20 protein-coding genes are annotated in these 26,470 nt (G+C 63.1%); 10 read left to right on the top strand and 10 right to left on the bottom strand.

What is annotated here, in order from left to right; all coding sequences use genetic code 11:
* Positions 1 to 51 precede the first annotated feature (51 nt).
* Positions 52 to 483, top strand: a complete 432-nt coding sequence (locus AAHE99_RS16885) for a hypothetical protein (protein WP_342118520.1) — start codon at positions 52 to 54, stop codon at positions 481 to 483.
* Here AAHE99_RS16885 and AAHE99_RS16880 read toward each other — a convergent pair.
* Positions 454 to 993 carry a GNAT family N-acetyltransferase gene (locus AAHE99_RS16880; protein WP_342118519.1) on the bottom strand — a complete coding sequence of 180 codons (540 nt, stop codon included), beginning with the start codon at positions 991 to 993 and terminating at the stop codon, positions 454 to 456. The two genes, AAHE99_RS16885 and AAHE99_RS16880, sit on opposite strands and share 30 nt — an antisense overlap.
* Before the next feature lie 81 nt (positions 994 to 1,074).
* Positions 1,075 to 1,278: a transcription antiterminator/RNA stability regulator CspE gene (cspE, locus tag AAHE99_RS16875; protein ID WP_342118518.1), complete on the bottom strand. Its 204-nt coding sequence runs from the start codon at positions 1,276 to 1,278 to the stop codon at positions 1,075 to 1,077.
* Positions 1,279 to 1,604: 326 nt separating this feature from the next.
* On the opposite strand from cspE, the gene clpS reads away from it, so the two are divergent.
* From clpS to AAHE99_RS16855, 4 genes are all read left to right on the top strand, one after another.
* On the top strand, positions 1,605 to 1,907 hold the full coding sequence (gene clpS, locus AAHE99_RS16870) for an ATP-dependent Clp protease adapter ClpS (protein ID WP_055937573.1): 303 nt from the start codon (positions 1,605 to 1,607) through the stop codon (positions 1,905 to 1,907).
* A complete protein-coding gene (gene clpA, locus AAHE99_RS16865) occupies positions 1,904 to 4,204 on the top strand; it encodes an ATP-dependent Clp protease ATP-binding subunit ClpA (RefSeq protein WP_342118517.1) in 2,301 nt (766 codons plus the stop codon). Before clpS ends, clpA begins: the two co-directional genes overlap by 4 nt.
* Before the next feature lie 96 nt (positions 4,205 to 4,300).
* The gene (locus tag AAHE99_RS16860; protein ID WP_342118516.1) at positions 4,301 to 4,852 is read left to right on the top strand and encodes a PEP-CTERM sorting domain-containing protein; all 552 of its coding nucleotides are present in this window, start codon (positions 4,301 to 4,303) and stop codon (positions 4,850 to 4,852) included.
* Positions 4,853 to 4,947: 95 nt separating this feature from the next.
* Complete coding sequence (locus AAHE99_RS16855; RefSeq protein WP_342118515.1) at positions 4,948 to 8,304, top strand: S41 family peptidase; 3,357 nt, start codon at positions 4,948 to 4,950, stop codon at positions 8,302 to 8,304.
* A 3-nt stretch (positions 8,305 to 8,307) separates the two neighbouring features.
* Here the strand turns inward: AAHE99_RS16855 and AAHE99_RS16850 are convergent, their stop codons facing one another.
* The 7 genes from AAHE99_RS16850 to prpR form a co-directional block, all read right to left on the bottom strand.
* Complete coding sequence (locus AAHE99_RS16850; RefSeq protein ID WP_342118514.1) at positions 8,308 to 9,009, bottom strand: LytR/AlgR family response regulator transcription factor; 702 nt, start codon at positions 9,007 to 9,009, stop codon at positions 8,308 to 8,310.
* Positions 9,006 to 10,082 carry a sensor histidine kinase gene (locus AAHE99_RS16845; RefSeq protein WP_342118513.1) on the bottom strand — a complete coding sequence of 359 codons (1,077 nt, stop codon included), beginning with the start codon at positions 10,080 to 10,082 and terminating at the stop codon, positions 9,006 to 9,008. Before AAHE99_RS16845 ends, AAHE99_RS16850 begins: the two co-directional genes overlap by 4 nt.
* Positions 10,054 to 10,920 (bottom strand): alpha/beta fold hydrolase, encoded by an 867-nt coding sequence (locus tag AAHE99_RS16840; RefSeq protein WP_342118512.1) that lies wholly within the window; start codon positions 10,918 to 10,920, stop codon positions 10,054 to 10,056. Before AAHE99_RS16840 ends, AAHE99_RS16845 begins: the two co-directional genes overlap by 29 nt.
* Positions 10,921 to 10,997: 77 nt before the next feature.
* On the bottom strand, positions 10,998 to 12,920 hold the full coding sequence (locus tag AAHE99_RS16835; protein ID WP_342118511.1) for an acyltransferase family protein: 1,923 nt from the start codon (positions 12,918 to 12,920) through the stop codon (positions 10,998 to 11,000).
* A gap of 45 nt (positions 12,921 to 12,965) precedes the next feature.
* Complete coding sequence (locus AAHE99_RS16830; protein WP_342118510.1) at positions 12,966 to 13,433, bottom strand: DUF6328 family protein; 468 nt, start codon at positions 13,431 to 13,433, stop codon at positions 12,966 to 12,968.
* Positions 13,414 to 14,478, bottom strand: coding sequence for a sensor histidine kinase (locus AAHE99_RS16825; RefSeq protein WP_342118509.1), 1,065 nt, complete (start codon positions 14,476 to 14,478; stop codon positions 13,414 to 13,416). Before AAHE99_RS16825 ends, AAHE99_RS16830 begins: the two co-directional genes overlap by 20 nt.
* A 60-nt stretch (positions 14,479 to 14,538) precedes the next feature.
* Positions 14,539 to 16,227 carry a propionate catabolism operon regulatory protein PrpR gene (gene prpR, locus AAHE99_RS16820; RefSeq protein WP_342118508.1) on the bottom strand — a complete coding sequence of 563 codons (1,689 nt, stop codon included), beginning with the start codon at positions 16,225 to 16,227 and terminating at the stop codon, positions 14,539 to 14,541.
* 144 nt (positions 16,228 to 16,371) lie between these two features.
* Here prpR and prpB point away from each other — a divergent pair, with 144 nt between their 5' ends.
* The 5 genes from prpB to AAHE99_RS16795 all read left to right on the top strand — a co-directional run bounded on the left by prpB (position 16,372) and on the right by AAHE99_RS16795 (position 25,621).
* Positions 16,372 to 17,259 (top strand): methylisocitrate lyase, encoded by an 888-nt coding sequence (gene prpB / locus AAHE99_RS16815; protein ID WP_342118507.1) that lies wholly within the window; start codon positions 16,372 to 16,374, stop codon positions 17,257 to 17,259.
* Between the two features lie 25 nt (positions 17,260 to 17,284).
* Positions 17,285 to 18,436, top strand: a complete 1,152-nt coding sequence (gene prpC, locus AAHE99_RS16810; RefSeq protein ID WP_342118506.1) for a bifunctional 2-methylcitrate synthase/citrate synthase — start codon at positions 17,285 to 17,287, stop codon at positions 18,434 to 18,436.
* A 2-nt stretch (positions 18,437 to 18,438) separates the two neighbouring features.
* Positions 18,439 to 21,039: a Fe/S-dependent 2-methylisocitrate dehydratase AcnD gene (acnD, locus tag AAHE99_RS16805; RefSeq protein WP_342118505.1), complete on the top strand. Its 2,601-nt coding sequence runs from the start codon at positions 18,439 to 18,441 to the stop codon at positions 21,037 to 21,039.
* Positions 21,040 to 22,224 (top strand): 2-methylaconitate cis-trans isomerase PrpF, encoded by a 1,185-nt coding sequence (gene prpF / locus AAHE99_RS16800; RefSeq protein ID WP_342118504.1) that lies wholly within the window; start codon positions 21,040 to 21,042, stop codon positions 22,222 to 22,224.
* A 112-nt stretch (positions 22,225 to 22,336) separates the two neighbouring features.
* Positions 22,337 to 25,621: a bifunctional diguanylate cyclase/phosphodiesterase gene (locus AAHE99_RS16795; protein WP_342118503.1), complete on the top strand. Its 3,285-nt coding sequence runs from the start codon at positions 22,337 to 22,339 to the stop codon at positions 25,619 to 25,621.
* On the opposite strand, the gene xth is transcribed toward AAHE99_RS16795, so the two are convergent.
* Positions 25,618 to 26,382, bottom strand: a complete 765-nt coding sequence (xth, locus tag AAHE99_RS16790) for an exodeoxyribonuclease III (protein WP_342118502.1) — start codon at positions 26,380 to 26,382, stop codon at positions 25,618 to 25,620. The two genes, AAHE99_RS16795 and xth, sit on opposite strands and share 4 nt — an antisense overlap.
* Positions 26,383 to 26,470: the final 88 nt, after the last annotated feature.

Genomic DNA, 26,470 nt, shown 5'->3' with positions numbered 1-26,470 from the left:
GATCCTTCGGCTGGCAGTCTAACAACCGAGGCAACCAGAAAGGGGGATCCTATGGAACGTGCGCCGATGGACGACGGCCAGAAACCGTCGCAGAATGATCATGAACTGCGGATTACAGCACTGGAGCGGGCCATGACAGGAATTGAAGCTGAGATCAGGCAATTGCGCCAGCATATGAATGATGGCTTCGCTTTGCTGCGTGATGCGCTGGCGGAAATCGTCAAACGCCTTGACCGCCAGGACGATCGAATGGATCGCTTCGAGAAGAAGTTGGATAAGATTGAAGGGCGTGTCGATCGGTTTGAGTTGCGAGTGGATGCGCGCTTCGACAAAATGGATGCGCGCTTTGACAAAATGGATGCGCGCTTCGATCAGATGGCTTCGCTACTTAGATGGGCGATCGGTCTGATGCTTGCCGTATTGGTTGCCGTACTCGGCGGCGAGATCTCTTTACTAGGTGTCGTGTTGCAGCGCCTGCTGTGAACTGTCGGCGAAGTGCCGGTAGTGCAGGCAGTCGAGCCGCTGGCCGGCGACGAGGGCTTTGATGGGGGAGGGGCCGGCGAGAGTGAAACCGGCGCGTTCGAGGACGCGGGCGGAGGCGGCGTTGGCGATGGTGACGTGGGCGTCCAGTCGGCTTAGCTGCCACTGGCCGTAGGCCAGCTCCATCAGATGGCGCAGGGCGCCCCCCGCCAGGCCGCGCCCGCAGGCGGAAGCCGCAATCCGGTAACCCACTTCGGCGCGCCCCGCATCCCGGTCGATATCTTTCAGGTTGCCGCGGCCAACGATGGTGCCGTCGCCTTCCACCAACAAACACGGATGCATGCTGCCAGCCGCATGACGGGCCAGGATGTCGTCGATATGCGCGGCCACGCCGGCCAGGTGATAGAAGTCCGGCGGGCGGGCGTCGATGTGCGACTCGAACCAGGTGCGGTTGGCGAGCTCAAATTCCAGCAGGGCAGGCGCGTCGGTGCGGCTGATTAAGCGGAAATGCATGACGAATTCTGCATAGTTTATGGCGGGTAGGGCCGAAAAAAAACCCCGCGGGGCGGGGCTTTTCGTTGTCCGAGGCAGGGATTAGCCGGTCTGGATGTTGGAAGCTTGCTTGCCTTTAGGGCCTTGCGTAACTTCGAACTGAACTTTTTGACCTTCTTTCAGGGTCTTGAAGCCGTTCATGTTGATCGCGGAGAAGTGTGCGAACAAATCCTCACCGCCATCATCAGGAGTGATGAAGCCAAAACCTTTGGAGTCATTGAACCACTTAACGGTACCAGTTGCCATTTTAAAAAAACTTTCAATAAAAACGAATCACACGAGCCATAAAAGCAAGAAGCTTCCTGCCCCCTCCTCGACAACTCACTTCTTACCAACACATGTACATATCTGCACAAAGTCGATATCGCATTGTTGGCGGAACAATTTTTAATGTCAAGCGCTTTCACTAACACATGGTGAGATTTTTGCAACAGCTTTTTTCACTGCCCTTGATTTCGGCAAACCCGACCGCCATCTGCGGCAATCGGCGAAAACGCGTAAGATGAGTACTGATGGAAACGCCCCTCTAAATGGGCGTTGCATCCAGTCTGAAAGCATTAGAATATAAGCGTATGGCAACCAAGCATGACACAGAAACTGTCCTGGAACGGCAGGCGATTAAGCCGCCACCTATGTACCAGGTGGCGCTACTCAATGACGACTACACTCCAATGGAGTTTGTAGTGGCCATCATCCAGGAGTATTTCAATAAGGACCGGGAAACGGCCACACAAATTATGCTGAGTGTCCATCGCTACGGCAAAGGCGTGTGCGGCGTTTTCTCTAAAGATATAGCTTCAACCAAAGTGGAGTTTGTTTTAACGCATGCACGCAAGGCGGGGCATCCCCTGCAATGTGTGATGGAGGAAGTATGATTGCGCAGGAATTGGAAGTAAGTTTGCATATGGCGTTTGTCGAGGCGCGGCAGGCACGGCATGAGTTCATCACCGTGGAACACCTGCTGCTGGCCCTCCTGGACAATCCATCGGCAGCCGAGGTGCTGCGCGCCTGCGCAGTGAATATTGAGGATCTGCGCAAGACGCTGACTAACTTCATCGGCGATAACACCCCAACCGTGCCTGGCACCGGCGAAGTGGATACCCAGCCAACCCTGGGATTCCAGCGCGTGATCCAGCGCGCCATCATGCATGTGCAGTCGGCTTCCAACGGCAAGAAGGAAGTGACCGGCGCTAATGTATTAGTGGCGATTTTCGGCGAGAAGGATTCCCACGCTGTTTACTACTTGCACCAGCAGGGCGTAACCCGCCTGGATGTGGTGAACTTCATCTCGCACGGCGTACGCAAGGACCAGCAGATGGATTCCGGCAAGGCATCGGAAGGCGTGGAAGAAGGCGCCGCACCGGAAGGCCAGACCAAGGAATCGCCGCTGGACCAGTTCACCCAGAACCTGAACAAGGCAGCAGCCGAGGGCAAGATCGACCCGCTGATCGGCCGCGAAGACGAGGTCGACCGCGTGATCCAGGTCCTGTGCCGCCGCCGCAAGAACAACCCGCTGCTGGTGGGCGAGGCCGGCGTGGGCAAGACCGCCATCGCGGAAGGCCTGGCTTACCGCATCACCCAGAACGATGTGCCGGAAGTGCTGACCAATGCGGTCGTGTACTCGCTGGACATGGGCGCGCTGCTGGCCGGTACCAAATACCGCGGCGACTTCGAGCAGCGCCTGAAGGCGGTGCTGAAGCAGCTGAAGGATAACCCGAACGGCATCCTGTTCATCGACGAGATCCACACCATTATCGGCGCCGGTTCGGCGTCGGGCGGCACCCTGGATGCGTCCAACCTGCTGAAACCGGCCCTGGCCAACGGCCAGCTGAAGTGCATCGGGGCGACCACCTTCACGGAGTTCCGTGGCGTGTTCGAGAAAGACCATGCGCTGTCCCGCCGCTTCCAGAAAGTGGACGTGAACGAGCCGACCGTGGAGCAGACCGTGCAGATCCTGCGCGGCCTGAAGTCGCGCTTCGAAGAACACCATGGCGTGAAGTATTCGTCGTCGGCGCTGTCGACCGCGGCCGAGCTGGCGGCGCGCTTCATCAACGACCGCCACCTGCCGGACAAGGCGATCGACGTGATCGACGAGGCGGGCGCCGCGCAGCGCATCCTGCCGAAGTCGAAGCAGAAGAAAACTATCGGCAAGACCGAGATCGAGGAGATCATTTCCAAGATCGCGCGTATTCCGCCGCAGACCGTCAACCAGGACGACCGCAGCAAGCTGCAAACCATCGACCGCGACCTGCGCAATGTGGTGTTTGGCCAGGATCCTGCGATCGAGGCGCTGGCTTCCGCGATCAAGATGTCGCGCGCCGGCCTGGGCAAGCAGGACAAGCCGATCGGCTCCTTCCTGTTCTCCGGTCCGACCGGCGTCGGCAAGACCGAGGTGGCGAAGCAGCTGGCCTTCATCCTGGGCATTGAGCTGATCCGCTTCGACATGTCCGAGTACATGGAGCGCCATGCGGTGAGCCGCCTGATCGGCGCGCCTCCTGGCTATGTGGGTTACGACCAGGGCGGCCTGCTGACCGAGGCGATCACCAAGAAGCCGCACGCGGTGCTGTTGCTGGACGAGATCGAGAAGGCGCATCCGGATATCTTCAATATCCTGCTGCAGGTGATGGACCACGGCACGCTGACCGACAACAACGGCCGCAAAGCCGACTTCCGCAACGTGATCATCATCATGACCACCAATGCGGGCGCGGAAAGCCTGCAGAAGCGTTCGATCGGCTTCACCGACACCAAGGAAGCGGGCGACGAGATGGCGGACATCAAGCGCATGTTCACGCCGGAGTTCCGCAACCGCCTGGATGCGACCATCAGCTTCCGCGCGCTGGACGAGGAAATCATCCTGCGCGTGGTCGACAAGTTCCTGATGCAGCTGGAAGAGCAGCTGCATGAGAAGAAGGTGGAAGCGATCTTCAGCGAGAAACTGCGCAAGTTCCTGGCGAAGAAGGGCTTCGATCCTCTGATGGGTGCGCGCCCGATGTCGCGCCTGATCCAGGACATGATCCGCAAGGCGCTGGCCGACGAACTGCTGTTCGGCCGCCTGGTCAGCGGCGGCAAGGTGATTGTCGACCTGGACGATGCCGAAGGCATCAAGCTGGAGTTCCCGGAACCGGATGCGGCGCCCACCCCGCCACCGGAGACCGTCGAAGTCGAATAAGCGGCTCTCCCGCCCACAAAACCCGCTCTACGAGCGGGTTTTTTTATTGGTCAATATTAATATAAATGCAATTTATTGATATACTGTCAGCTAATTTTGAATGGCTCGCTGTACAGCTCCCTGTTCGTGAACAATAACGGCAATGTCTCGTTCGGCTCAGGTATGAGCATGTTCGCACCAGGGGCGTTCAGCCCGAATACCTTCAGCTTTGATTCCCTCACTTTCCTCGCGCCGTATTTTGGCGACGTCGACACCACCAACGCAAATACTTTCCAGCTGCTGCTGGTGGACCGTTCCGAGACGGGCACGGGCAACTTCGACTTTTACTACAACTATGGTTCGCTGCTGTGGGATCACACCCAGTACGGTAACGCGCGCGCCGGCTACAACATTGCTGGGGCGGCGGCCGATTTCGAATTCGCTGGCTCGGGTGTTGCGGGCTCGATGCTGGACTCCGGCGCCAACGCGCTGATCAAGGGCAGTAACGTTGGCGTCAATGGACGCTATGGCTTCACGGTACGCGGTGCCGCGATCACCCAAGGCATCGAGGCGCCGGTGCCGGCGTCGCAAGTGCCGCTGCCAGGCACTGTCGGCCTGCTTGGCATCGGAGCGCTGGCGCTGGGCTTCACCCGCCGCCGCAAAGCCTGACTACCGCCGCTGCGCTGCACCATCGAAACCCGCTTACAGAGCGGGTTTTTTATTGCACAATCTCGGGCGGTTTAATCATCAATTTAACAAACGCAATGAATAAATCCCTGCTGCTTTCACTTGGCCTTTGCGCCGCTACCGTGGCCAGCGCCGCCAACGCGGCTGATCCTTATATCCGCTTCCCCGCCGTGCGCGGCGACACGGTGGTCTTCACCGCCGAAGGCGACTTGTGGAAAGCCGGCATCGCCGGCGGCGCCGCACAGCGCCTGACCACGCACGCCGGTTCCGAAACCCAGGCCGCCATCTCGCCCGACGGCCAGTGGCTGGCCTTCGTCGCCAGCTACGAGGGGACGCCGGAGGCCTACGTCATGCCGCTGGCGGGCGGCCTGCCAAAGCGCCTGACTTTCGCCAACGAGAATGCGCGCGTGCTGGGCTGGACAGCGAAAGGCGAAGTGCTGGTCGCGCTGCCGACCCAGACCGGTCCGCGCAACCGCTGGGAAGTGTCGGCGCTGAAGCCTGACACGCTGGCGCGGCGCGCCTTCCCGGTCGCCGACGCCAATGACGCGGTGCTGGACGATGCCGGCAAGACGCTGTACTTCACGCGCCTTGGCTTGCTCATGACCGGCGATAACGTGCGACGTTACCGTGGCGGCGCGGCGGCGCAGCTGTGGCGCTACGATATCGATGGCGGCGGCGAAGCGCGCCTGGTGTTCAAGGGCGAAGCGGGCAACTTCAAGCGGCCTATGTGGTGGAAGGGCCGCCTGTACTTCATCAGCGACCGAGATGGCGCCGACAATATCTGGTCCTCGAACGCGGACGGCGGCGACCTGCGCGCGCATACCCAGCACAAGGACTGGGACGTACGCAATGCCACGCTGGGCGATGGCCGCATCGTCTACCAGCTGGGCGCCGATGCGCAGGTGCTGGACCTGACAAGCGGTGCTTCGCGTCCGCTGAAGATGTCGCTGCTGTCGGACTTCGACCAGCAGCGTACGCGCCAGATCCGCTCGCCGCTGGAGGCGCTGACCAACACCGCCTTGTCGGCGCGCGAAGAGCGGGTGGTGCTGACCGCGCGCGGCCGCGTGAGCATTGCCGGCACCGGCAGCCTGCGCCGCGTGGAGATCGCGATTCCGGAAGGCGCGCGCGCACGCGATGCGGTATTCAGCCATGACGAGAAGTGGGTGTACGCGATTGTCGACACCACCGGCGAGAACGAGATCTGGAAGTTCGCTGCCGACGGTTCCGGTAAAGGCGAGCGCCTGACCACCGACGGCAACAACCATCGCTGGGCGATCTACCCTTCGCCGGACGGCAAATGGCTGGCCCACAGCGACAAGAAGGGCCGCATGTGGCTGATGGACCTGGCCACGCGCGTCAACACGCTGGTGGATGACGCGGGCAAGGCGGTCGGCATCGACCAGCACGACCCGGCCGTGTGGTCGCCCGACAGCCGCTACCTGGCCTTCGTGCGCTCCGACAGCGATGCGCAGCGCGACCAGATCGCGCTGTATGCAGTGGAAGGCAAGCAGTTGGCCTTTGTGACCGGCGACCGCTATCCGTCCGAGTCGCCGGTGTTCTCGCCGGATGGCCGCTGGCTGTATTTCCTGTCGGCGCGCAATTTCGCGCTGGCTAACGGTTCGCCATGGGGCGACCGCAATATGGGACCGGTGTTCGACAAGCGCGTTGGCGTCTATGCGCTGGCGCTGCAGCCGGGCAACCGCTTCCCGTTCAAGCCGGACGATGAGTTGAGTAAGGCTGGCGCCAAGCCGGCCGAGACGCCGGAAGACAAGGCGGCGGAGAAGGCAGTCGAGAAGGCTGCCGAGAAGGCGGCGGATGCCAAGGCCGACAAGGCAGCAGGCGGCGCCAAGCCGGCCGCACCGGCCAAGCCTTCGCTGCCGGCCATCGACTTCGCTGGCTTGGCGGAGCGCATTTATGAGGTGCCTCTGGCGGCAGGAAACTATCGCGACCTGGCGGTGGACGACAAGCGCCTGTATTTCCTGGAGCGCGAAGGCAACGACGGCCGCAGCACGCTGAAGACGCTGGCCATCGCCCGTACCAGCCCGCAGCCGGAGACCTTCGTGGCCGGCATCCGCAACTTCGAGCTGTCTGGCGACCGCAAGCGCATCTACTACCGCACCTTCTCGGCCTCCGGCCCGGGCGACATGATGATCGTTGACGCGGGCGCCAAGCTGCCATCCGACACCAGCAAGGCCAAGGTGCGCGTGGACGACTGGACTTTCGTCTCCAGCCCGCGCCTGGAATGGAAGCAGATGTTCAACGACGCCTGGCGCATGCACCGCGACTTCCTGTACGACGCCAAGATGCGCGGCGTGGACTGGAACATCGTGCGCTCGAAGTACACGCCGCTGGTCGAACGCGTGACCGAGCGCGCGGAGCTGAACGACATCCTCGGCATGATGGTGGCCGAAGTGGGCGCCTTGCATTCACAGGTACAGCCGGGCGATATCCGCCGGCCAACGCCGGAGGGCGCGCCAGCCAGTCTGGGTGCTGTGCTGGAGCGTACCGCCAAGGGCTACCGCGTGGAGCACATCTACAGCACCGAGCCTGAGCAGCCGAATGCCCGCGCACCGCTGGCGCAGCCGGACGTCGACGTGCGCGCAGGCGATACCATTACTGCCATCAATGGCAAGCCGGTGCTGGAAGCACGCGATATCTCCGACCTGCTGTTGAACCAGGCCGACAAGCAGGTACTGCTGAACGTGGCCACTGCCAAGGGTACGCAGCGATCCGTCATCGTCACGCCGGTGACGCAGGCACGCCATGCGTTGCTGCGCTACGGCGACTGGGAGCAGGGCCTGGCGCGCAAGGTGGACGAAGCCTCCAAGGGCCGTATCGGCTACCTGCACCTGCGTGCGATGGGGCCGAACGATATCGCCACCTTCGCCCGTGAGTTCTACGCCAACATCAACCGCGATGGCCTGATCATCGACGTGCGCCGCAACCAGGGCGGCAATATCGACAGCTGGATCATCGAGAAGCTGCTGCGCAAGGCTTGGGCTTACTGGGCGCCGCCATCGGGCCGCGTGTATCCGAACATGCAGAACACCTTCCGCGGCCACCTGGTGGTGCTGGTCGATGAGCTGACTTATTCGGATGGCGAAACCTTCGCGGCGGGCATCAAGTCGCTGGGCCTGGCGCCGCTTGTTGGCAAGCGCACCGCCGGCGCCGGCGTTTGGCTCAGCGACCGCAATCGCCTGAGCGACAACGGTATGGTGCGTGTGGCGGAGAACGGCCAGTTCAGCGAGGCCGATGGCCAGTGGCTGATCGAAGGTGTGGGTGTGGCGCCCGACGTGGAGGTGGACAATCTGCCGCACGCCGCCTACACGGGCCGCGACCGCCAGCTGGAAGTGGCGATTGAAATGCTGCAGAAGAAGCTGAAGGAGCAGCCGGTCAAGCCGCTGCAGCCGCAGGCCATTCCGGCATTGAAGTAAGCTTCAGAACTCCTGCAGCTGCTTGAGCGCCGCCGCCCGGCGGCGCGATACTTCCACTTCCATATCGTCCAGCCGCAAGGTCAGGCCGCCGCCGTCGTCGCTGTCGATGCTGCGCACGGCGGCCAGGTTGACAATGTGGCGGCGGCTGGCGCGGAAGAACTGTTGTGGGTCCAGGCGCTGCTCCAGGGCGAGCAGCGAGCGGGCCAGCAGCGGTTTGGCGCCGTCGAAATACAGGCGGGTGTAATTGCCTTCCGACTCGAACAGGCGGATATCTTCCAGCTTGACGAACCAGCAGCGTTCACCGTCGCGGATGAATAGTTTACGCGGCGTGCTGGCCGGCGTGGGCGCCATGCCCAGCCTTGCCGCCGCCCGTTCCAGCGCGGCCGCCAGGCGCGGCGGAGCGATGGGCTTCATCAGGTAATCCAGCGCGCTGGCTTCGAACGCTTGCAGGGTGTATTGGTCGAAGGCGGTGGTGAAGATCACTTCCGGCGCGTCGTCCAGCGCATCCAGCAGGTCAAAGCCGCTGCCGCCCGGCATTTGAACGTCCAGCAGAAGCAAGTCTGGCTGCAGGGCCGCAACCTGCTGCGCCGCCTCCGCCGCGTTGGCGGCTTCCCCGACTATTTCCACGCCCGGATGGGCGGCCAGCAGGCGGCGCAACTCCGCGCGTGCCAGGCGTTCGTCGTCGACGATCAGCGCGCGGATCATGCGGCCACCGGGAATTGCAAGGTTGCGCGCACCCAGCCGCTGTTTTCGCTCAATTGCAGGCTGGCGTCTTCGCCCATCGACAGCGCCAGGCGCTTGCGGGTATTGGTCAGGCCGACCTTGGTCGAGTTGCCGAAGGCGCGGATGGCGCCTGCATTGGCGATTTCGATGGTGGCGTTGGGGCCGTTGCGGCGCGCCGTTATCACGATATCGCTGCCGGTGGTGCTCATCTCCACGCCGTATTTGACGGCGTTCTCCACCAGGGTTTGCAATGACATCGGCGGGATCATGACCTGCTCCAGTCCCGGTTCGACTTCGATGCGGACGCGCAGGCGCTCTTCAAAGCGGATTTTCTCGATGGCCAGGTAGGCTTCCACGGCTTCCAGTTCCTTATGCAGCGGCACCTTCTGCTGCATGCCGGATTGCAGGGCGTAGCGCATCAGGCTGGCCAGCTGGTCGATCATCTGCGCCGCCGAATCGGGTTCTTCGTAGACCAGGGCGCGGATGCTGTTCAGGCTATTGAAGAAGAAGTGCGGGTTGACCTGGGCTTGCAGTGCGCGCAGTTCGGAGTCCTTGGCCTGCACTTCCATGCGCAGGGCGGTGGCTTCGAACTGGTTGGCGCGGCGCAGCGCCAGGGCTGCCATGTAAGCGATCTGCCAGCCCACGAACACGCCGCTCCACGGAATCATGATCATTGGCAGCGCTGCAGGGTTGATGTCGAACTTGCCCTGCAGGAGCCAGATCGCCGACATGACGCTGATGCCCTGCAGGGGGCCGAGCAGCAGCAGCGGGCCGGCGAACATGCGCAATTTAATGGAGCCTTCATTCCAGCGGCGAGCCTTGATGACGCGGTGCCACAGGTCCGACAGCAGCAGGCCGCTGGCGCCAGTCCAAACGCAGGTGAGGAATACACCCGGCTTGTCGAGGAAGCGGGCGTACACCGCCACCACCATCAGGAACACCATCGTCCAGCCGAGGCCCTGCATGATCCAGTACCAGTTGAGCCTTGCCAGCAGCGGACGCGTCGTGTGTTCCATGGTGAGCAGATTATTGGATGAATTGGTCGATGCGAGCATACATCCATTCCGGCTCGTCGTACATGATGAAGTGGCGCGCGTTATTGGCCAGTTCCACTTTCACGCCAGGCAGCTTTGCATATTGGGACTTGAACAGGCCTTCAACCGCTTCTTTTGGCGCGAAGGCAGCCATGGCTGGGCCCCAGGCGGCCAGCACCAGGGTAGGGGCCTTGATGCGTGCGATGTCTTCGCGCAGGTCGGTGGCCATGATGTCGTGCATTGCTTCAGTGACGGTGGCGCGGTCGGACTGCTTGCCCCAGCCGGCAATGCGCTGCGCGTGCTCGGGCGCGGTCACCATGGTGGAGACGCTGCGCTGTTGCATGGCGCTGAAGGTGGCGTCGTCCTGGCCGCTCATGGCGTCGCGCATCTGGGCTGCGCCGGCCAGCAATTGCTCTTTGGTGACGGCGGGATTGCGGGTGGCGCCCAAGGCCGGGAACGAATCGATGATGATCAGGCGGCCGACCTTTTCCGGGTGGTCGCTCGCCAGCTTCATGCCGAGGAAGCCGCCCAGGCTATGGCCGATGACGGTCGGCTTGGCCAGCTTGTTGGCGGTGATGTAGTCGGCCAGTTGCTGCTCGGCGGCTGGCAGCAGGCGTTCGCCTTTGAGGGCCGGTACGCCGGCGAATCCTGCCAGGGTCAGGATATGGCATTGACGGCTGGCGCAGATGCGGGCGGCGGTGTCCTGCCACACTTCGCCGGAAGAGGCCAGGCCTGGGATCAGGATGACCGGTTCTCCCTTGCCTTTAACTTCCGCTTTGAAAGCTGTTGCGGCGACGGCGGGAACAGCGGCTGCAGCCAGCAGCAAGGTCGCGGCGATTTTGACGAGTTGGGTTTTCATTGGGTGTTTCCTCCTTGTGAATGAAACACAGCTTATCGGCTGCTGCGGCGCGGCCAAATTGAAAACGTGATGAACGGTCAAATGCCGTGATGAGTGGAGGCGAGGATTTCGCGCGAGACCATGCCGGCGGCATGTGGTGACATATGGTCATCGTCGAAGTACAGGGCCTTCGATCCTTTCACCGCATAGCAGCGTTGCGCGTCGCATAGCAGTGATTCCGGTCGCAAGACGCGCACAGCGGAGGGCAGTTCGCCCAGCCGCCGCTCAACATACGCACTGCGCCGGTGCCACCAGTCGGTTGTAACGCCGGTCACGTTGCGAGGATCATCAGCCAGGCGTATCAGCTTGTCGACCTGGCGCGGCAGCTCCGGTGCTTGCAGCACGACTGTGACATGCTTGCCCGCGTCGACAAAGCGCTGCAGGATCGTCTTGTAGGAAGCCCAGATGGCTTCGCGCTGGGCATCGCTGTACTCGTGCGGCAGGTGCGGATAGCTGCTTTCATGGTCGCCGAACAGCGCGCTGTGGAGGCGGTAGCTGACCACGACTTCCTTGATATGCGGCTCGTGCGCGATGAACTCGACCGTCTCCCGGGTCCATTCGCTGCACCCGGGATTGCTATCCTCACGCTGGTAAGAAGGGGAGCAGCCACTAAAGCTGAACTGACGCACGCCTTGCCCTTGCTCTTTCAGTTCATTGGCGAGCGCAAACGCCAGTTCAATGGCATGGCTGTCGCCAAACACGGCCCATGCGCCGTTGGGCACATTGAAGGCACATGCATCCTGCGGCTTGCGATAGTCGAGCCCCTTGGTATGGCAGCCTGAGCGCTTGGGGCTGGAGGTGACGGTCTGTAGGACTTCTTGCTGCTGCGGCGTGGTTTTCGCGGCTTTCATGCCATCGGTTTTGTGACCTGCCATGCCGATGCCGAAGAACAGTAGCGAGCCTGCAATCGTGAATGCGAAGACCTGCGAACGGTTAAACCGGCTGCGGTTACGGAATGGCTTCTCGACGTATTGCCAGCTCAGGTAGGCCAGTACCAAGGTCAATACGACCAGCGCCGCCATCCATTGCGGTGTCGGACCTTCCAAGGTGCGATGGCGGGCAAAAGCAAGGATAGGCTGGTGCCACAGATAGGCGCTGTAGCTGATCAACCCAACGCCGACCGCTATCCGGCTGCCGAGGACTTTGCCCACCGTGGTCGCTGGCGCGGCAAACAGGATCACCAGTGCGGCACCGATGGTTGGCAGCAAGGCGTAGATACTGGGGAATGGCGTATATTTATTGAAGGCAACGATGCTGACCCCGATCATGGACAGGCCCGCCAGGCTGGCCAGCTCGTGTGTGCGCCTTGTTGGCTGCTTCGCAGCGGGGCGCTTCATATAAAAGGCGCACAAGGCGCCAATCGCCAGTTCCCAGCTGCGTGTGGGTAACAGGAAGAAGGTCGCGGTCGGATCGCGTGCGACACCCCATTGGGCGGCGCCCAGGCTGAGCACTGCGGCGCCGACCAGAACGGCTAGCAGCAGACGTTGGCTGCGGCGCCAGAAGAGCATCAGGAACAGCGGGAACAGCAGGTAAAACTGTTCTTCGACCGCAAGGCTCCAGGTATGCAGCAGCGGTTTGAATTCTGCGGCGGCATCGAAGTAATCGCTTTGCTGCCAGAACACGATGTTGGATGCGAATAGCGTAACGGCCAACAGGCTTTGGGCGAAGCCTTTCAAGTCCTCAGGCACCAGCCAGAACCAGGCGAATGGCAGGCAGGCAAGCAACAGCACGAAGAGTGCGGGCAGGATACGGCGTGCCCGTCTTTCGTAGAAATTGATGATGGAGAACTGGCCGGCAGCCAGTTCGTTGATCAGAATGGTCGTGATCAGGTAGCCGCTGATGACGAAGAAAATGTCGACGCCGACGAAGCCACCGCCAAAGAACTGGAAGCCGGCGTGAAACAGAATTACTGGCAAGACGGCAACCGCGCGCAGCCCGTCAATTTCCCTGCGATAGTCCATCGTCGACCTTTTTGGATTCGCAAGGACGATACTACAGGATTGATATTAATGCAATGATTTGCGGCGCTGGCGCAGGGGGTAGGCGAACCAGAGTCCAATCAGCAACACGAAGGCGCACAGACCGCCGCCGGCGCTGGCCATGCTGCTCTCGGTCACCATGTATAAAACTACAGCAACATCAAGCGCCAAGGCCGCGGCGAGCGGAGCGAGGGCGTAGCAGATGGCGCGCGAACTGACCTTGATGGCGCGGCGCGATACGATGCTAGGTTCGGCCAGGCGGTGGTAGGCCGCAGGCAGCATGACCAGCGCGATCGCCACCACGACCAGGGCCAGCGCAGCGGCGTGGCAGTCCTGTGCGTACACTGGCAGCCTTTCGAAGCGGTCGCTGAAGACGGCAATGGTCTGGAAGCCAAACAGGGCCTGGATACCAGGCAGCATCATGCGCGCTTCTTCGATGATGCGTCCTATCTGTTCTTTCAGCGATTCGGGTTCACTATGCGCATGCTCGTCCATATCCCAGTGTAGCTGGCTGCGGGAATGGGAAGCGCAAGGTTGCGCGTACCCAGCCGTCGTGCTCACCGAAGTCCAGGGAAGCTTGCTCTCCCTTGGACAAGACCAGCCGCTTGCGCGCGTTCTGCAGGCCGACGCCGGTCGAGCGGCCCGAGGCCTGGATGGCGCCCCGGTTGGCGACTTCAATGACGGCGTTGCCGTCCACGTTCAGGGCGCGGATAGTGATCGTACTGCCTGCACTGGAGTGCTCGACGCCGTACTTCACGGCATTTTCCACCAGGGTCTGAAGCGCCATTGGCGGGACGGTTACGTGTTCCATGCCTGGCTCGATCTCAATGGCGAACTGCAGCCTGTCCTCAAAGCGGATCTTCTCGATGGCCAGGTAGGCGCGCACGGCAGACAATTCCTCGGACAGCGGCACGCAGCCACTATAGCTGGTGAGCAGGGTGTAGCGCATCAGGGTTGCCAGCTGGTCGATCATGCGGGCTGCCGCATCATGGTCCTGATACACGAGGACCCGTACGCTGGCCAGGCTGTTGAAGAAGAAGTGCGGATTCACCTGCGCCTGGAGGGCGCGCAGTTCGGCATCTTTGGCTTGTACCTCAAGGCGCAGGGTTTCGGCTTCCAGCAGCAGGGTTTCCGCTTCCAGGCGCTCGTTGCGGCGCAGCGAGAGGGCAGCCATATAGCAGACGTTCCAGGCCAGCATGATGCCGATCCAGAAGGAATTCAACATCAGGAACCAGACCGGGCTTGGCATGCGCCAGCTGGCACCGGATAACGGCATGTCCATCAAGAAATTGCTCGCGGATTGCACGATGCCGAGTACTAATGCTGCGCCCAGGGCAACCCGCAAGGGCATATGCTTGCTGCGCTGCAGGCGGGGCTTGTACAGCGCGTGCCATAGGGTAGTCAGCAGGAGGCCGCTGATGCCGGACCAGGCGGAAATAGCGAAGTACTGCGCACCAAGGCGGTTAGCGAAGGCGACAAACAGGGCGACGCTGATCCACCCCAGTAGCTGCAGTAGCCAGAAATAGTGTTGACGTGTCATGGGGGGAGAGCTTAGCCGATCCTGGCGCCGGCGGCTCGCCTGGCGTGATAGACGGTTGAATTATGGGGATGAGCTGCTGGTATCGCCCGATTCTTCGCGCAGGCGCCGCCACAGGGTGGTGCGGCTGATGCCGAGGTATTCGGCGGCGGCATCGCGGCGGCCGCCGAAGCGTGCCAGCACCTCAGTGGCGGTCTCGCGCAGCCCTTGCGCGCCTTGGCGCCGCGCTGCAGGCAGAAGGGCTGCAGGCGCCGGGGCAGCCAGCGTAGCCGCGGCAGGCCAGGCACTGGCGCCGGCGGCGAGTTCTGGTGCGACGCCGGCGACAAAGCTTGGGGTCAGCGCCTGCAGCGGCTCGGCGGCGAGGAACAGGGCGATACGCTCGGTGAGGTTGCGCAGTTCGCGCACATTGCCCGGCCAGCCGTAGCGCAGCAGCAGAGGCCCGCAGGCCGCCAGTTCGGCCGCCAGGTTGGGGTGGGCGCGCGCGCCGAGGCTGGCGAGCGCTGTGCGCAGCGACCATTCCGCCAGGGGCAGGATATCGTTCGGCCGCTCGCGCAACGGCGGCAGCGACAGCCGCAGCACGGCCAGGCGGTAGAACAGGTCCGCGCGGAAGCGGCCCTCGCGCACGCGCGCCTCCAGGTCGCAGTGGGTGGCGCTTATAATGCGCACGCTGACCGGGATCGGCCGCGTGCCGCCGACCCGCACTACCTCGCGCTCTTCGAGCACGCGCAGCAGGCGCGTTTGCAAAGTGAGCGGCATTTCGCCAATCTCGTCCAGGAACAGCGTGCCCCGGTTGGCCGCTTCGAACAGCCCCGCATGGCCGCCGCGCCGGGCGCCGGTAAAGGCGCCTTCCTCATGCCCGAACAGTTCCGATTCCAGCAGCGATTCCGCAATGGCGCCGCAATTGACCGCCACGAAAGGCCGATTGGCGCCGCCCAGCATGCGCGGTGATTCGCGGTGGATGGCCTGCGCCACCAGCTCCTTGCCGCAGCCGGTCTCGCCCTGGATCAGCACCGTGGCGGGCGACTTCGCATACAGCACCACCGCCTGGCGCACGCGCTCCATGGCGTCCGACTCGCCGCGCAGGTCGGCCAGGCCATGTTTGGCGCGCAGCGTGTCGGCGACGGCCGGCCGGCGGCTGCGGCCAGTTTCCAGTTGCGCCAGGCGCGCCAGTTCCAGCGCATCGTCAAAGGCCTGGCGGATCGAGGCGGCGGAGTAGACGAAGACGCCCGTCAGGCCGGCTTCCTCGGCCAGGTCGGTGATCAGGCCGGCACCGACAATCGCCTTGATGCCCGCCGCTTTCAGGTCGTTGATCTGGGCGCGCGCATCCTCCTCGGTGGCATAGGTACGCTGCGCGATCGGGACGCCGAAGGTGGTGGCGAATTCCGCCAGCGCCGGCATATCTTCCTGATAGGTGATCACGCCGATGCGGTCCGAGATGCGGCGGGCACGCGCCAGCGCCTGCATGAAATCGAAGCCGCTGGCCTTGGCGATGACCACCGGCACGGAAAGGCGGCCTTTCAGGTAGGCCGCGTTGGAGCCGGCGGCGATCACGGCATCGCAGCGCTCCGTCGCCAGCCGCTCGCGGATGTGGCGCGCCGCTTCGTCGAAGCCAAGGTTGATCGGCTCGATGTCTGCCAGCGCGTCGTATTCCAGTGTGATGTCGCGGAACAGCTCGGACAGGCGCGAGACGGAAACGGTCCAGATGACCGGTTTGTCGGCGGGATCGAAGGGCAGGGGCGTGGAATGTCTCATGTTTCGCCTGAAGCGTTTCATGTTTCAATGTGAAACATTATACTACGGCGCCCGCGTTGCAAGTGCTTGATTTTGCTGGCTTGGCCCAGCTGGCACGCAGCTTGCAGTATGGACGGCAAACAATCCGTTTCTGAAAGGACTTCAATGAGCCAATACTCCGCCGGCGCCGCCTTCCGCAAGGCCGTGCAAGAAGAATCCCCACTGCAGGTGGTGGGCGCCATCAACGCCAACCACGCCCTGCTGGCCAAGCGCGCCGGTTTCAAGGCGATCTACCTGTCGGGCGGCGGCGTTGCAGCCGGCTCCCTGGGCCTGCCTGACCTGGGCATCTCCAGCCTGGACGACGTGCTGACCGACGTGCGCCGCATCACCGACGTGTGCGACCTGCCGCTGCTGGTCGACGTGGATACCGGCTTCGGCGCCTCCGCCTTCAACGTGGCGCGCACCGTGAAGTCGATGATCAAGTTCGGCGCCGCTGCGATGCATATCGAAGACCAGGTGGGCGCCAAGCGTTGCGGCCACCGTCCGGGCAAGGAAATCGTCTCCAAGGGCGAGATGGTGGACCGTATCAAGGCCGCCGTCGATGCGCGTACCGACGAAAACTTCGTGATCATGGCCCGCACCGACGCGCTGGCAGTGGAAGGCCTGGATGCCGCTATCGACCGCGCGGTGGCCTGCGTGGAAGCCGGCGCCGACATGATCTTCCCTGAAGCGATGATCTCGCTGGACATGTACAAGCAGTTCGCCGCTGCCGTGAAAGTGCCAATCCTGGCCAATATCACCGAATTCGGCTCGACCCCGCTGTTCACCGTGGAAGAACTGAAGTCCGCCGACGTGGGCCTGGTGCTGTACCCGCTGTCCGCTTTCCGCGCCATGAACAAGGCTGCCGAAAACGTGTACACCGCAATCCGCCGCGACGGCACCCAGCAGAACGTGGTCGACACCATGCAGACCCGCGCCGAACTGTACGAGCGCATCAACTACCACGATTTCGAACAGAAGCTGGATGCACTGTTCGCAGCCGCTAAAAAATAATCATACGATCCGAGGAGATTCCCAAATGACCGAACAAGCCCCAGCTTTCAAGCCTAAAAAATCCGTCGCCCTGTCCGGTGTTGCCGCCGGCAATACCGCCCTGTGCTCCGTCGGCAAGACCGGCAATGACCTGCACTATCGCGGCTACGATATCCTGGACGTCGCCACCACCTGCGAATTCGAAGAAATCGCCTACCTGCTGGTGCACGGCAAGCTGCCAACCACGGCCGAACTGAAAGGCTACAAGTCCAAGCTGAAGGCCCTGCGCGGCCTGCCGCAAGCCGTGAAGTCCGCGCTGGAAGCCCTGCCGGCTTCCGCCCACCCGATGGACGTGATGCGCACCGGCGTGTCCGTACTGGGCTGCTGCCTGCCGGAGAAGGACGACCACAACATCGCCGGCGCGCGCGATATCGCCGACCGCCTGATGGCATCGTTCGGCTCCATGCTGCTGTACTGGTACCACTTCAGCCACAACGGCAAGCGCATCGACGTGGAAACCGACGACGACTCGATCGGCGGCCACTTCCTGCACCTGCTGCACGGCGAGAAGCCATGCGACAGCTGGGTACGTGCAATGCACACCTCCCTGATCCTGTACGCGGAGCACGAGTTCAATGCTTCGACCTTCACCAGCCGCGTGATCGCCGGCACCGGTTCCGACATCCACTCCGCCATCACCGGCGCGATCGGCGCGTTGCGCGGCCCCAAGCACGGCGGCGCCAACGAAGTCGCGCTGGACATCCAGCAGCGCTACGAGAACCCGGACGAGGCAGAAGCCGACATCCGCAACCGCGTGGCCAACAAGGAAGTTGTGATCGGCTTCGGCCACCCTGTGTACACCGTTTCCGACCCTCGTAACGTGGTGATCAAGGAAGTGGCGCGCAAGCTGTCGCAGGAAGCCGGTTCGACCAAGATGTTCGACATCGCCGAGCGCCTGGAATCCGTGATGTGGGAAGTGAAGAAGATGTTCCCGAACCTGGACTGGTTCTCCGCCGTGTCCTACCACATGATGGGCGTGCCGACCGCCATGTTCACCCCACTGTTCGTGATCTCCCGTACCTCGGGCTGGTCCGCGCACATTATCGAGCAGCGTATCGACAACAAGATCATCCGTCCTAGCGCCAACTACGTTGGCCCTGAAGACCTGGCCTTCGTACCGATCAAGGACCGCAAGTAATCATGAACAGCCAATACCGCAAACAACTGCCAGGCACCAAGCTCGATTACTTCGACGCGCGTGAAGCCGTCGACGCGATCAAGCCAGGCGCCTATGCCACGCTGCCGTACACCTCGCGCGTGCTGGCCGAAAACCTGGTGCGCCGCTGCGACCCGGCTACGCTGAAGGCGTCGCTGGAACAGCTGATCGAGCGCAAGCGCGACCTGGACTTCCCATGGTTCCCGGCGCGCGTGGTGTGCCACGACATCCTGGGCCAGACCGCCCTGGTGGACCTGGCCGGCCTGCGCGACGCGATCGCGGAGCAGGGCGGCGATCCAGCCCTGGTCAACCCGGTGGTGCCGACCCAGCTGGTGGTCGACCACTCGCTGGCCGTGGAATGCGGCGGTTTCGATCCGGACGCGTTCAATAAGAACCGCGCCATTGAAGACCGCCGTAACGAAGACCGCTTCGACTTCATCAACTGGACCAAGAAGGCGTTCCAGAACGTCGACGTGATCCCGCCGGGTAACGGCATCCTGCACCAGATCAACCTCGAGCGCATGTCGCCGGTGATCCAGGTAACCGACGGCGTGGCCTACCCGGACACCCTGGTCGGCACCGACTCCCACACCCCGATGGTGGATGCGCTGGGCGTGATCGCTATCGGCGTGGGCGGCCTGGAAGCGGAAACCGTGATGCTGGGCCGCGCATCCTGGATGCGCCTGCCGGACATTATCGGCGTTGAGCTGACCGGCAAGCCGCAGCCAGGCATCACCGCGACCGACATCGTGCTGGCGCTGACCGAGTTCCTGCGCAAGGAAAAAGTGGTGTCGGCCTACCTGGAGTTCTACGGCGAAGGTTCCACCGCGCTGACCCTGGGCGACCGCGCCACCATCTCGAACATGGCGCCGGAATTCGGCGCCACCGCTGCGATGTTCTCCATCGACGCGCAAACCATCAAGTACCTGAAGCTGACCGGCCGCGACGACGAGCTGGTGGCGCTGGTGGAAACCTACGCCAAGCACACCGGCCTGTGGTCGGACGACCTGGCGAAGGTGGAGTATGAGCGCGTACTGAAGTTCGACCTGTCGAGCGTGGTGCGTAACATCGCCGGCCCATCCAACCCGCACAAGCGCGTGCCGACCAGTGAGCTGGCCGCGCGCGGCATCTCGGGCGTGGTGGAGAACGAGCCGGGCAAGATGCCTGACGGCGCCGTGATCATTGCCGCCATCACCAGCTGCACCAACACCAATAACCCGCGCAATATGATCGCCGCCGGCCTGCTGGCACGCAATGCGAACAAGCACGGGCTGCTGCGCAAGCCGTGGGTCAAGTCCTCGTTGGCGCCCGGCTCCAAGGCCGTGACCCTGTACCTGGAGGAAGCCGGCCTGATGCCTGAGCTGGAAAAGCTGGGCTTCGGCGTCGTGGCTTACGCCTGCACCTCCTGCAACGGCATGTCCGGCGCGCTGGACCCGGTGATCCAGAAGGAAGTGGTGGAGCGCGACCTGTACGCCACCGCCGTCCTGTCGGGCAACCGCAACTTCGACGGCCGTATCCACCCGTATGCCAAGCAAGCCTTCCTGGCCTCGCCGCCGCTGGTGGTGGCCTACGCCATCGCCGGCACCATCCGCTTCGATATCGAGAAGGATGTGCTGGGCCACGATGCCGCCGGCAAGCCGATTACCCTGAAGGACTTGTGGCCGAGCGACGAGGAAATCGACGCCATCGTCGCTTCCTCCGTCAAGCCGGACCACTTCCGCAAGGTCTACATCCCGATGTTTGCGCGCAGCGCCGACGCGGGCGAGCGCGCCGAGCCGCTGTACGACTGGCGTCCGCAATCGACCTACATCCGCCGTCCACCGTACTGGGAAGGCGCGCTGGCAGGCGAGCGCACGCTGAAGGGCATGCGTCCGCTGGCGCTGCTGGGCGATAACATCACCACCGACCACCTGTCGCCGTCGAACGCGATCATGATGGACTCCGCTGCTGGCGAATACCTGCACAAGATGGGCCTGCCGGAAGAGGACTTCAACTCCTACGCCACCCACCGCGGCGACCACCTGACCGCGCAGCGCGCGACCTTCGCCAACCCGACCCTGAAGAACGAGATGGTGCGCAATGCCGACGGCAGCATCAAGGCCGGTTCGCTGGCGCGCGTTGAGCCGGATGGCAAAGTGACCCGCATGTGGGAAGCCATCGAAACCTATATGGACCGCAAGCAGCCGCTGATCGTGATCGCCGGCGCCGACTACGGCCAGGGTTCCTCGCGCGACTGGGCCGCCAAGGGTGTGCGCCTGGCTGGCGTGGAAGCGATCGTGGCTGAAGGCTTCGAGCGTATCCACCGCACCAACCTGGTGGGCATGGGCGTGTTGCCGCTGGAGTTCAAGCCCGGCGTGAACCGCCTGACGCTGGGCCTGGACGGCACCGAGACCTACGACGTGATTGGCCAGCGCGCGCCGCGCGCCACGCTGACCCTGGTGATCCACCGCAAAAACGGCGAACGCGTCGAAGTGCCGGTCACCTGCCGCCTCGACTCGTCGGAAGACGTATCGATCTACGAGGCCGGCGGTGTGCTGCAGCGCTTCGCCCAGGACTTCCTGGAATCGGCAAAGGCGGCGGCATAAATGGCACACAAACCGCAAATCAAGATCCCCGCCACCTATATGCGTGGCGGCACCAGCAAGGGCGTGTTCTTCCGGCTGCAAGACTTGCCGGAGGCCGCCCAGGTGCCGGGCAAGGCGCGCGATGATGTGCTGCTGCGCGTGATCGGCAGCCCTGACCCGTACGGTAAGCAGATCGACGGCATGGGCGGTGCGACCTCGAGCACCAGCAAGACGGTGATCCTGTCCGCCTCCAACCGCGCCGACCACGACGTCGATTACCTGTTCGGCCAGGTCAGCATCGACAAGGCCTTCGTCGACTGGAGCGGCAACTGCGGCAACCTGTCCGCTGCGGTGGGCGCCTTCGCCATCAGCGGCGGCCTGGTGGCCCCGGCCCGCGTGCCGCGCGACGGCATGGCCGTGGTGCGCATCTGGCAAGCCAATATCGGCAAGACCATCATCGCCCACGTGCCGATGACCAATGGCGAAGTGCAGGAAACCGGCGACTTCGAGCTCGATGGCGTGACCTTCCCGGCCGCTGAAGTGCAGCTGGAGTTCATGGATCCGGCGGCGGAAGAAGAGGGCGCAGGCGGCTCGATGTTCCCGACCGGGAACCTGGTCGACGACCTGGAGGTACCTGGCGTCGGCACGCTGAAGGCCACCATGATCAACGCCGGCATCCCGACCATCTTCGTCAACGCCGACGCCATCGGCTACACCGGCACCGAGCTGCAGGAAGCCATCAACGGCGACCCAGCCGCGCTGGCGAAGTTCGAGACTATCCGCGCCCACGGCGCGCTGCGTATGGGCCTGATCAAGGACGTGAGCGAAGCGGCCACCCGCCAGCACACACCGAAAGTCGCCTTCGTCGCACCACCTGCCAGCTACGCCGCCTCCAGCGGCAAGCAGGTGCAGGCTGTCGATATCGACCTGCTGGTGCGCGCGCTCTCGATGGGCAAGCTGCACCACGCCATGATGGGCACCGCCGCTGTCGCCATCGGCACGGCAGCCGCCGTTCCTGGCACGCTGGTCAATATTGCGGCCGGCGGCGGTGAGCGCGAAGCGGTGCGCTTCGGCCACCCATCCGGCACGCTGCGCGTGGGCGCCCAGGCGACCCAGGAAAACGGTGAATGGACGGTGAAAAAAGCCATCATGAGCCGCAGCGCAAGGGTGCTGATGGAAGGCTGGGTAAGGATCCCAGGCAACTAAAGTTAAATTTGTTGCATATAAGCCCGGCCTGGCCGGGCTTTTCTTTTCGCCGACTGGGTTGTAAGTTAAGATCTTCAGGATACTGAAAAGCCCAGGGGTCATGAATCAAGTCTTGAGTCACGTCGGAGTGGTTGCCAATGCTTTGCAACTGATCGGGATGCCCGCTTGCGCGTGCGATGCCGACGGGACGGTATTCGCCTCCAACGAAGAATTCGAGGCCTTGCTCCAGTCGGACCCGCGCGGCCGCAATATCCTCGACGTGTTTGCGCGCCACGTGCGCGCCGAAGCCAGCGCCCAGCTGCAGGCGGCGCTGGTCGACTCCGCCGCCTTGCCGCATATGGCGCCGCGCACCGCCCCCAAGTGGGACAGTGTGCTGACCAACGCCAGCGGCAACTATGTGGCCGTGCAACTGACCGTCAAGGCGCTGCCGGGCGGGCTGGAAGGCGGCGCCACCATCATCTTCAACGACATCAGCAGCGCCCAGCGCGACCAGCGCGCGCTGCGCAAGGCCATGCTGGAGCAGCAGGCCATCCTGGAAAACGCGGCGGTCGGCATCATCCTGGCCAAGGGCGGCCAGATCGTCGAATGCAATATGCGTGCTGCTGAAATGTTTGGTTATGCACGGCATGAGCTGGAAACCGCGCCCAGCGCCGTGCTGTATCCGACGCTGGAAGAAGCGGAGCGCATCCGCGACGAATATTTCCCGCTGCTGGAGCAGGGCAAGTCGATCGCGGTCGAACTGCAATTGCGGCGCCGCGACGGCACGCTGTTCTGGTGCCGCACCAACGGTCGCGCGCTGGATCCGACCGACCCGCGCGAGGGCGTGGTCTTCATCCTGGAAGACACCAACGAGCAGCACATGGCCACCGATGCGATGGGGCGCCTGCTGCTGGAACAGAAAGCGATCCTGGACAATGCTTCGGTCGGCATCCTGTTCACCAAGAATACCGAGATCCTGACCGTCAACCCGCGCCTGGCCGAGATGTTCGGGTATGCGCTGGAAGAGCTGCGCGGCAAGAAGGCGTCGGCGTTGTTCGAAACGCCGGAGCAGCACGCGGAATTCGGCCTGCTGGCCGGCCCGTTCCTGAGCGCTGGCGAATTGTTCGAGCTGCACGAGTGCCAGTTGATGCGCAAGGACGGCAGCAAGATCCTGTGCCGCGTGCGCGCCAAGGCGGTCGACGAGGAGCATAACCAGGGCGGCACCATCTGGATCCTGGAAGACGTAACCCTGTCGCGCCAGACCCAGTTGGAAGTCGAGGCGATCATGACCAATGCCTCGATCTCCATCCTGTTCACCAAGAACCGCATCATCACGCGCTATAACCGCGGCTTTGCCGACATGTTCGGCTACCAGGGCGACGAGGTGCTGGGCATGCCGGGCCGCACCATCTATCCGGATGATGAAACCTATGCACGGGTCGGCGCCGTGGCCGGGCCTCTGCTCAGCCAGGGCAAGCACTTCCACTGCGAGACGCTGATGCGCCGCAAGGACGGCAGCGACTTCTGGGCGCAGCTGATCGGCTATGTGGTGAACCCGGACGACCCGACCCAGGGCACGATCTGGATCATCGAAGACCGCACTGCGCAAAAGCAGGATGAGGAATCGCTGCGCAACGCGCTGCTGGAAAACCAGGCCATCCTGGATAGCGCCGTGATGGGCATTTCCGTCTGCGAAAAAGGCCGCAACCTGCGCTGCAACGCCAAGATGGAGGAGCTGTTCGGCTACGGCCCCGGCGAAATGGCCGGCGTCAGCGTGCAGACTTTCTACCCCGACCTGGCCGCCTGGGACGCCGCACGCAAGGCGACCGAGAAGGAATTCCTGGCCGGCCACGCCAGCTCCTACGAATACCAGCTGGTGCGCAAGGACGGCAGCAGTTTCTGGGCGCGCCTGTCGGGCCGCCCGTTCGACATGGCCGACCCGAAGGGCCGCTCGGTATGGCTGATCGACGACGTGACCTCGCGCCGCGAAGCCGCCGAAGCGGTGCGTCGCGCGCGCGACGAGCTGGAAGTGCGCGTGCTGGAACGCACCGCCGAACTGGCGGGCGCCAATGCCCAGCTGCAGGCCGAGATCGTGGAGCGCCGCCAGGCCGAGGCCCGCGTGCACCACATGGCTTACCACGACAGCCTGACCGGCCTGCCGAACCGCGCCCTGCTGGCAGACCGCCTGGACCGCGCCATGCTGGCCGCCCAGCGTTCCGAGCGCCGCCTGGCGGTGATGTTCATCGACCTGGATCGCTTCAAGACCATCAACGACTCGCTAGGCCATATGACCGGCGACGCGCTGCTGAAGGAAGTGGCGGGGCGCCTGGTGGGTGCGGTGCGCGCCAGCGACACCGTGGCGCGCCTGGGCGGCGACGAATTCGTGGTGCTGCTGCCGGGCATCCGCAATACCGAAGAATCGAGCCATGTGGCGCAGAAGATCATCGACACGCTGTCCGAGCCGATCCCGCTGGAAGGACGCCTGCTGCACATCACGCCATCGATCGGCATCTGCACCTATCCGGACGACGGCAACGACGTCGCCACCCTGATGCGCAATGCCGACGCGGCGATGTACCACGCCAAGGCCTCGGGCCGTAACAATTACCAGTACTTCAACGAAGAGATGAACACGGCGGCGGCCCTGCATTTCGAGATGGAGAGCAGCCTGCGCTCGGCGCTGCAGCTCGGCCAGTTCGAGCTGCACTACCAGCCGATCATGGATATCGCCACGCGCCGCCTGGCTACGCTGGAAGTGCTGCTGCGCTGGCGCCGTCCGTCGAGCGGGCTGGTGATGCCGGACCAGTTCATCCCGCTGATCGAAGAGAATGGCCTGATCGTGCCGATCGGCGAATGGGTGCTGCGCCGCGCCTGCGAGCAAAGCGTGGAATGGCAGCGCCAGGGCATGGCGCCGGTGCCGATGGCGATCAACCTGTCGGCGCGCCAGTTCATGCACCGCGGCCTGGTCGACTCGATCCGCCGCACGCTGGATGAAACCGGCATCGACCCGGCGCTGATCGAATTCGAAATCACGGAAACCGCGCTGATGCAGCACGGCGAGCAGACGCTGGATATCCTGGGGCAGATCAATGCGATGGGCATCCGCCTGTCGATCGACGACTTCGGCACCGGCTATTCCTCGCTGGCTTACCTGAAGCGTTTCCCGGTGCGCAAGATCAAGATCGACCGCGCCTTCATCAAGGACCTGGAAGAGAGTGCCGAAGACCGCGCCATCGTGGCCGCGATCATCGCGCTGTCGGACAGCCTGCAGCTATCGGTGGTGGCGGAAGGGGTGGAGACGGAAGGGCAGTTTGCCCTGCTGCGCCAGCAAGGCTGTACCTACGCCCAGGGTTACCTGTTCTCCAAGCCGGTGCTGGGCGTGCGCGCCCAGCTCATGATGGACCGCAGGGCGGCTTAAGTACCCAGCGTCGCAATCACCGGCGCGTGGTCGGACGGCTGCTGCCACTTGCGCGGCGCGCGGTCGATTACGCAGGACAAGCAGCGTGCCTTCAATGGCTCCGACAGCAGCACATGGTCGATGCGCAGGCCTTTGTTCTTCTGGAAGCCCAGCATGCGGTAATCCCACCACGAGAAGGTTTTTTCCGGCTGCTCGAACAGGCGGAAGGAATCGTGCAGGCCCAGGTCCAGTACCGCCTGCAGGGCGGCCCGCTCTTTGTCCGAGCAGAAGATATCGCCTTCCATGGCCGGGTCGTGGGTGTCGCGCACGTCGGGCACGATGTTGTAGTCGCCCAGCACCGCCAGGTGCGGGTTGCGTGCCAGCTCTTCGCCCAGCCAGTCGCGGAAGGCCGCCAGCCAGCCCAGTTTATAAGTGTACTTATCCGAATCCAGCGCCTGGCCGTTCGGCACATAGGCGCTCACCACGCGGATGCCGTTGATGGTGGCGGCCAGGATGCGCTGCTGTTCGTCCGGATATTTCGGGTTGTTCTTGACCACGTCTTCCATCGGATGGCGCGACAGGATGGCGACGCCGTTGTAAGTCTTCTGACCGCTGTATGCAACCTGGTAGCCCATCTCCTCGATTTCCTTGACCGGGAACTTGTCGTCGGTGAGCTTGGTTTCCTGGATGCAGAGTACATCCACCGGGTTCTCGCCCAGCCATTTCGTAACGTGCGGCAAGCGAACATTCAATGAGTTAACATTCCAGGTGGCCAGTTTCATAACTATCCTTCAAGTTGCGTGGGCGCTGATCTTATCAATACTTGCTACGGTCTGTGAAGCTGTCGTTTTTGAGCCAAACAATGATTCT

Source organism: Pseudoduganella sp. OTU4001 (assembly GCF_038440195.1).
Lineage (GTDB): Bacteria > Pseudomonadota > Gammaproteobacteria > Burkholderiales > Burkholderiaceae_D > Rugamonas.
This window is presented reverse-complemented; position numbering and strand designations above follow the sequence as displayed.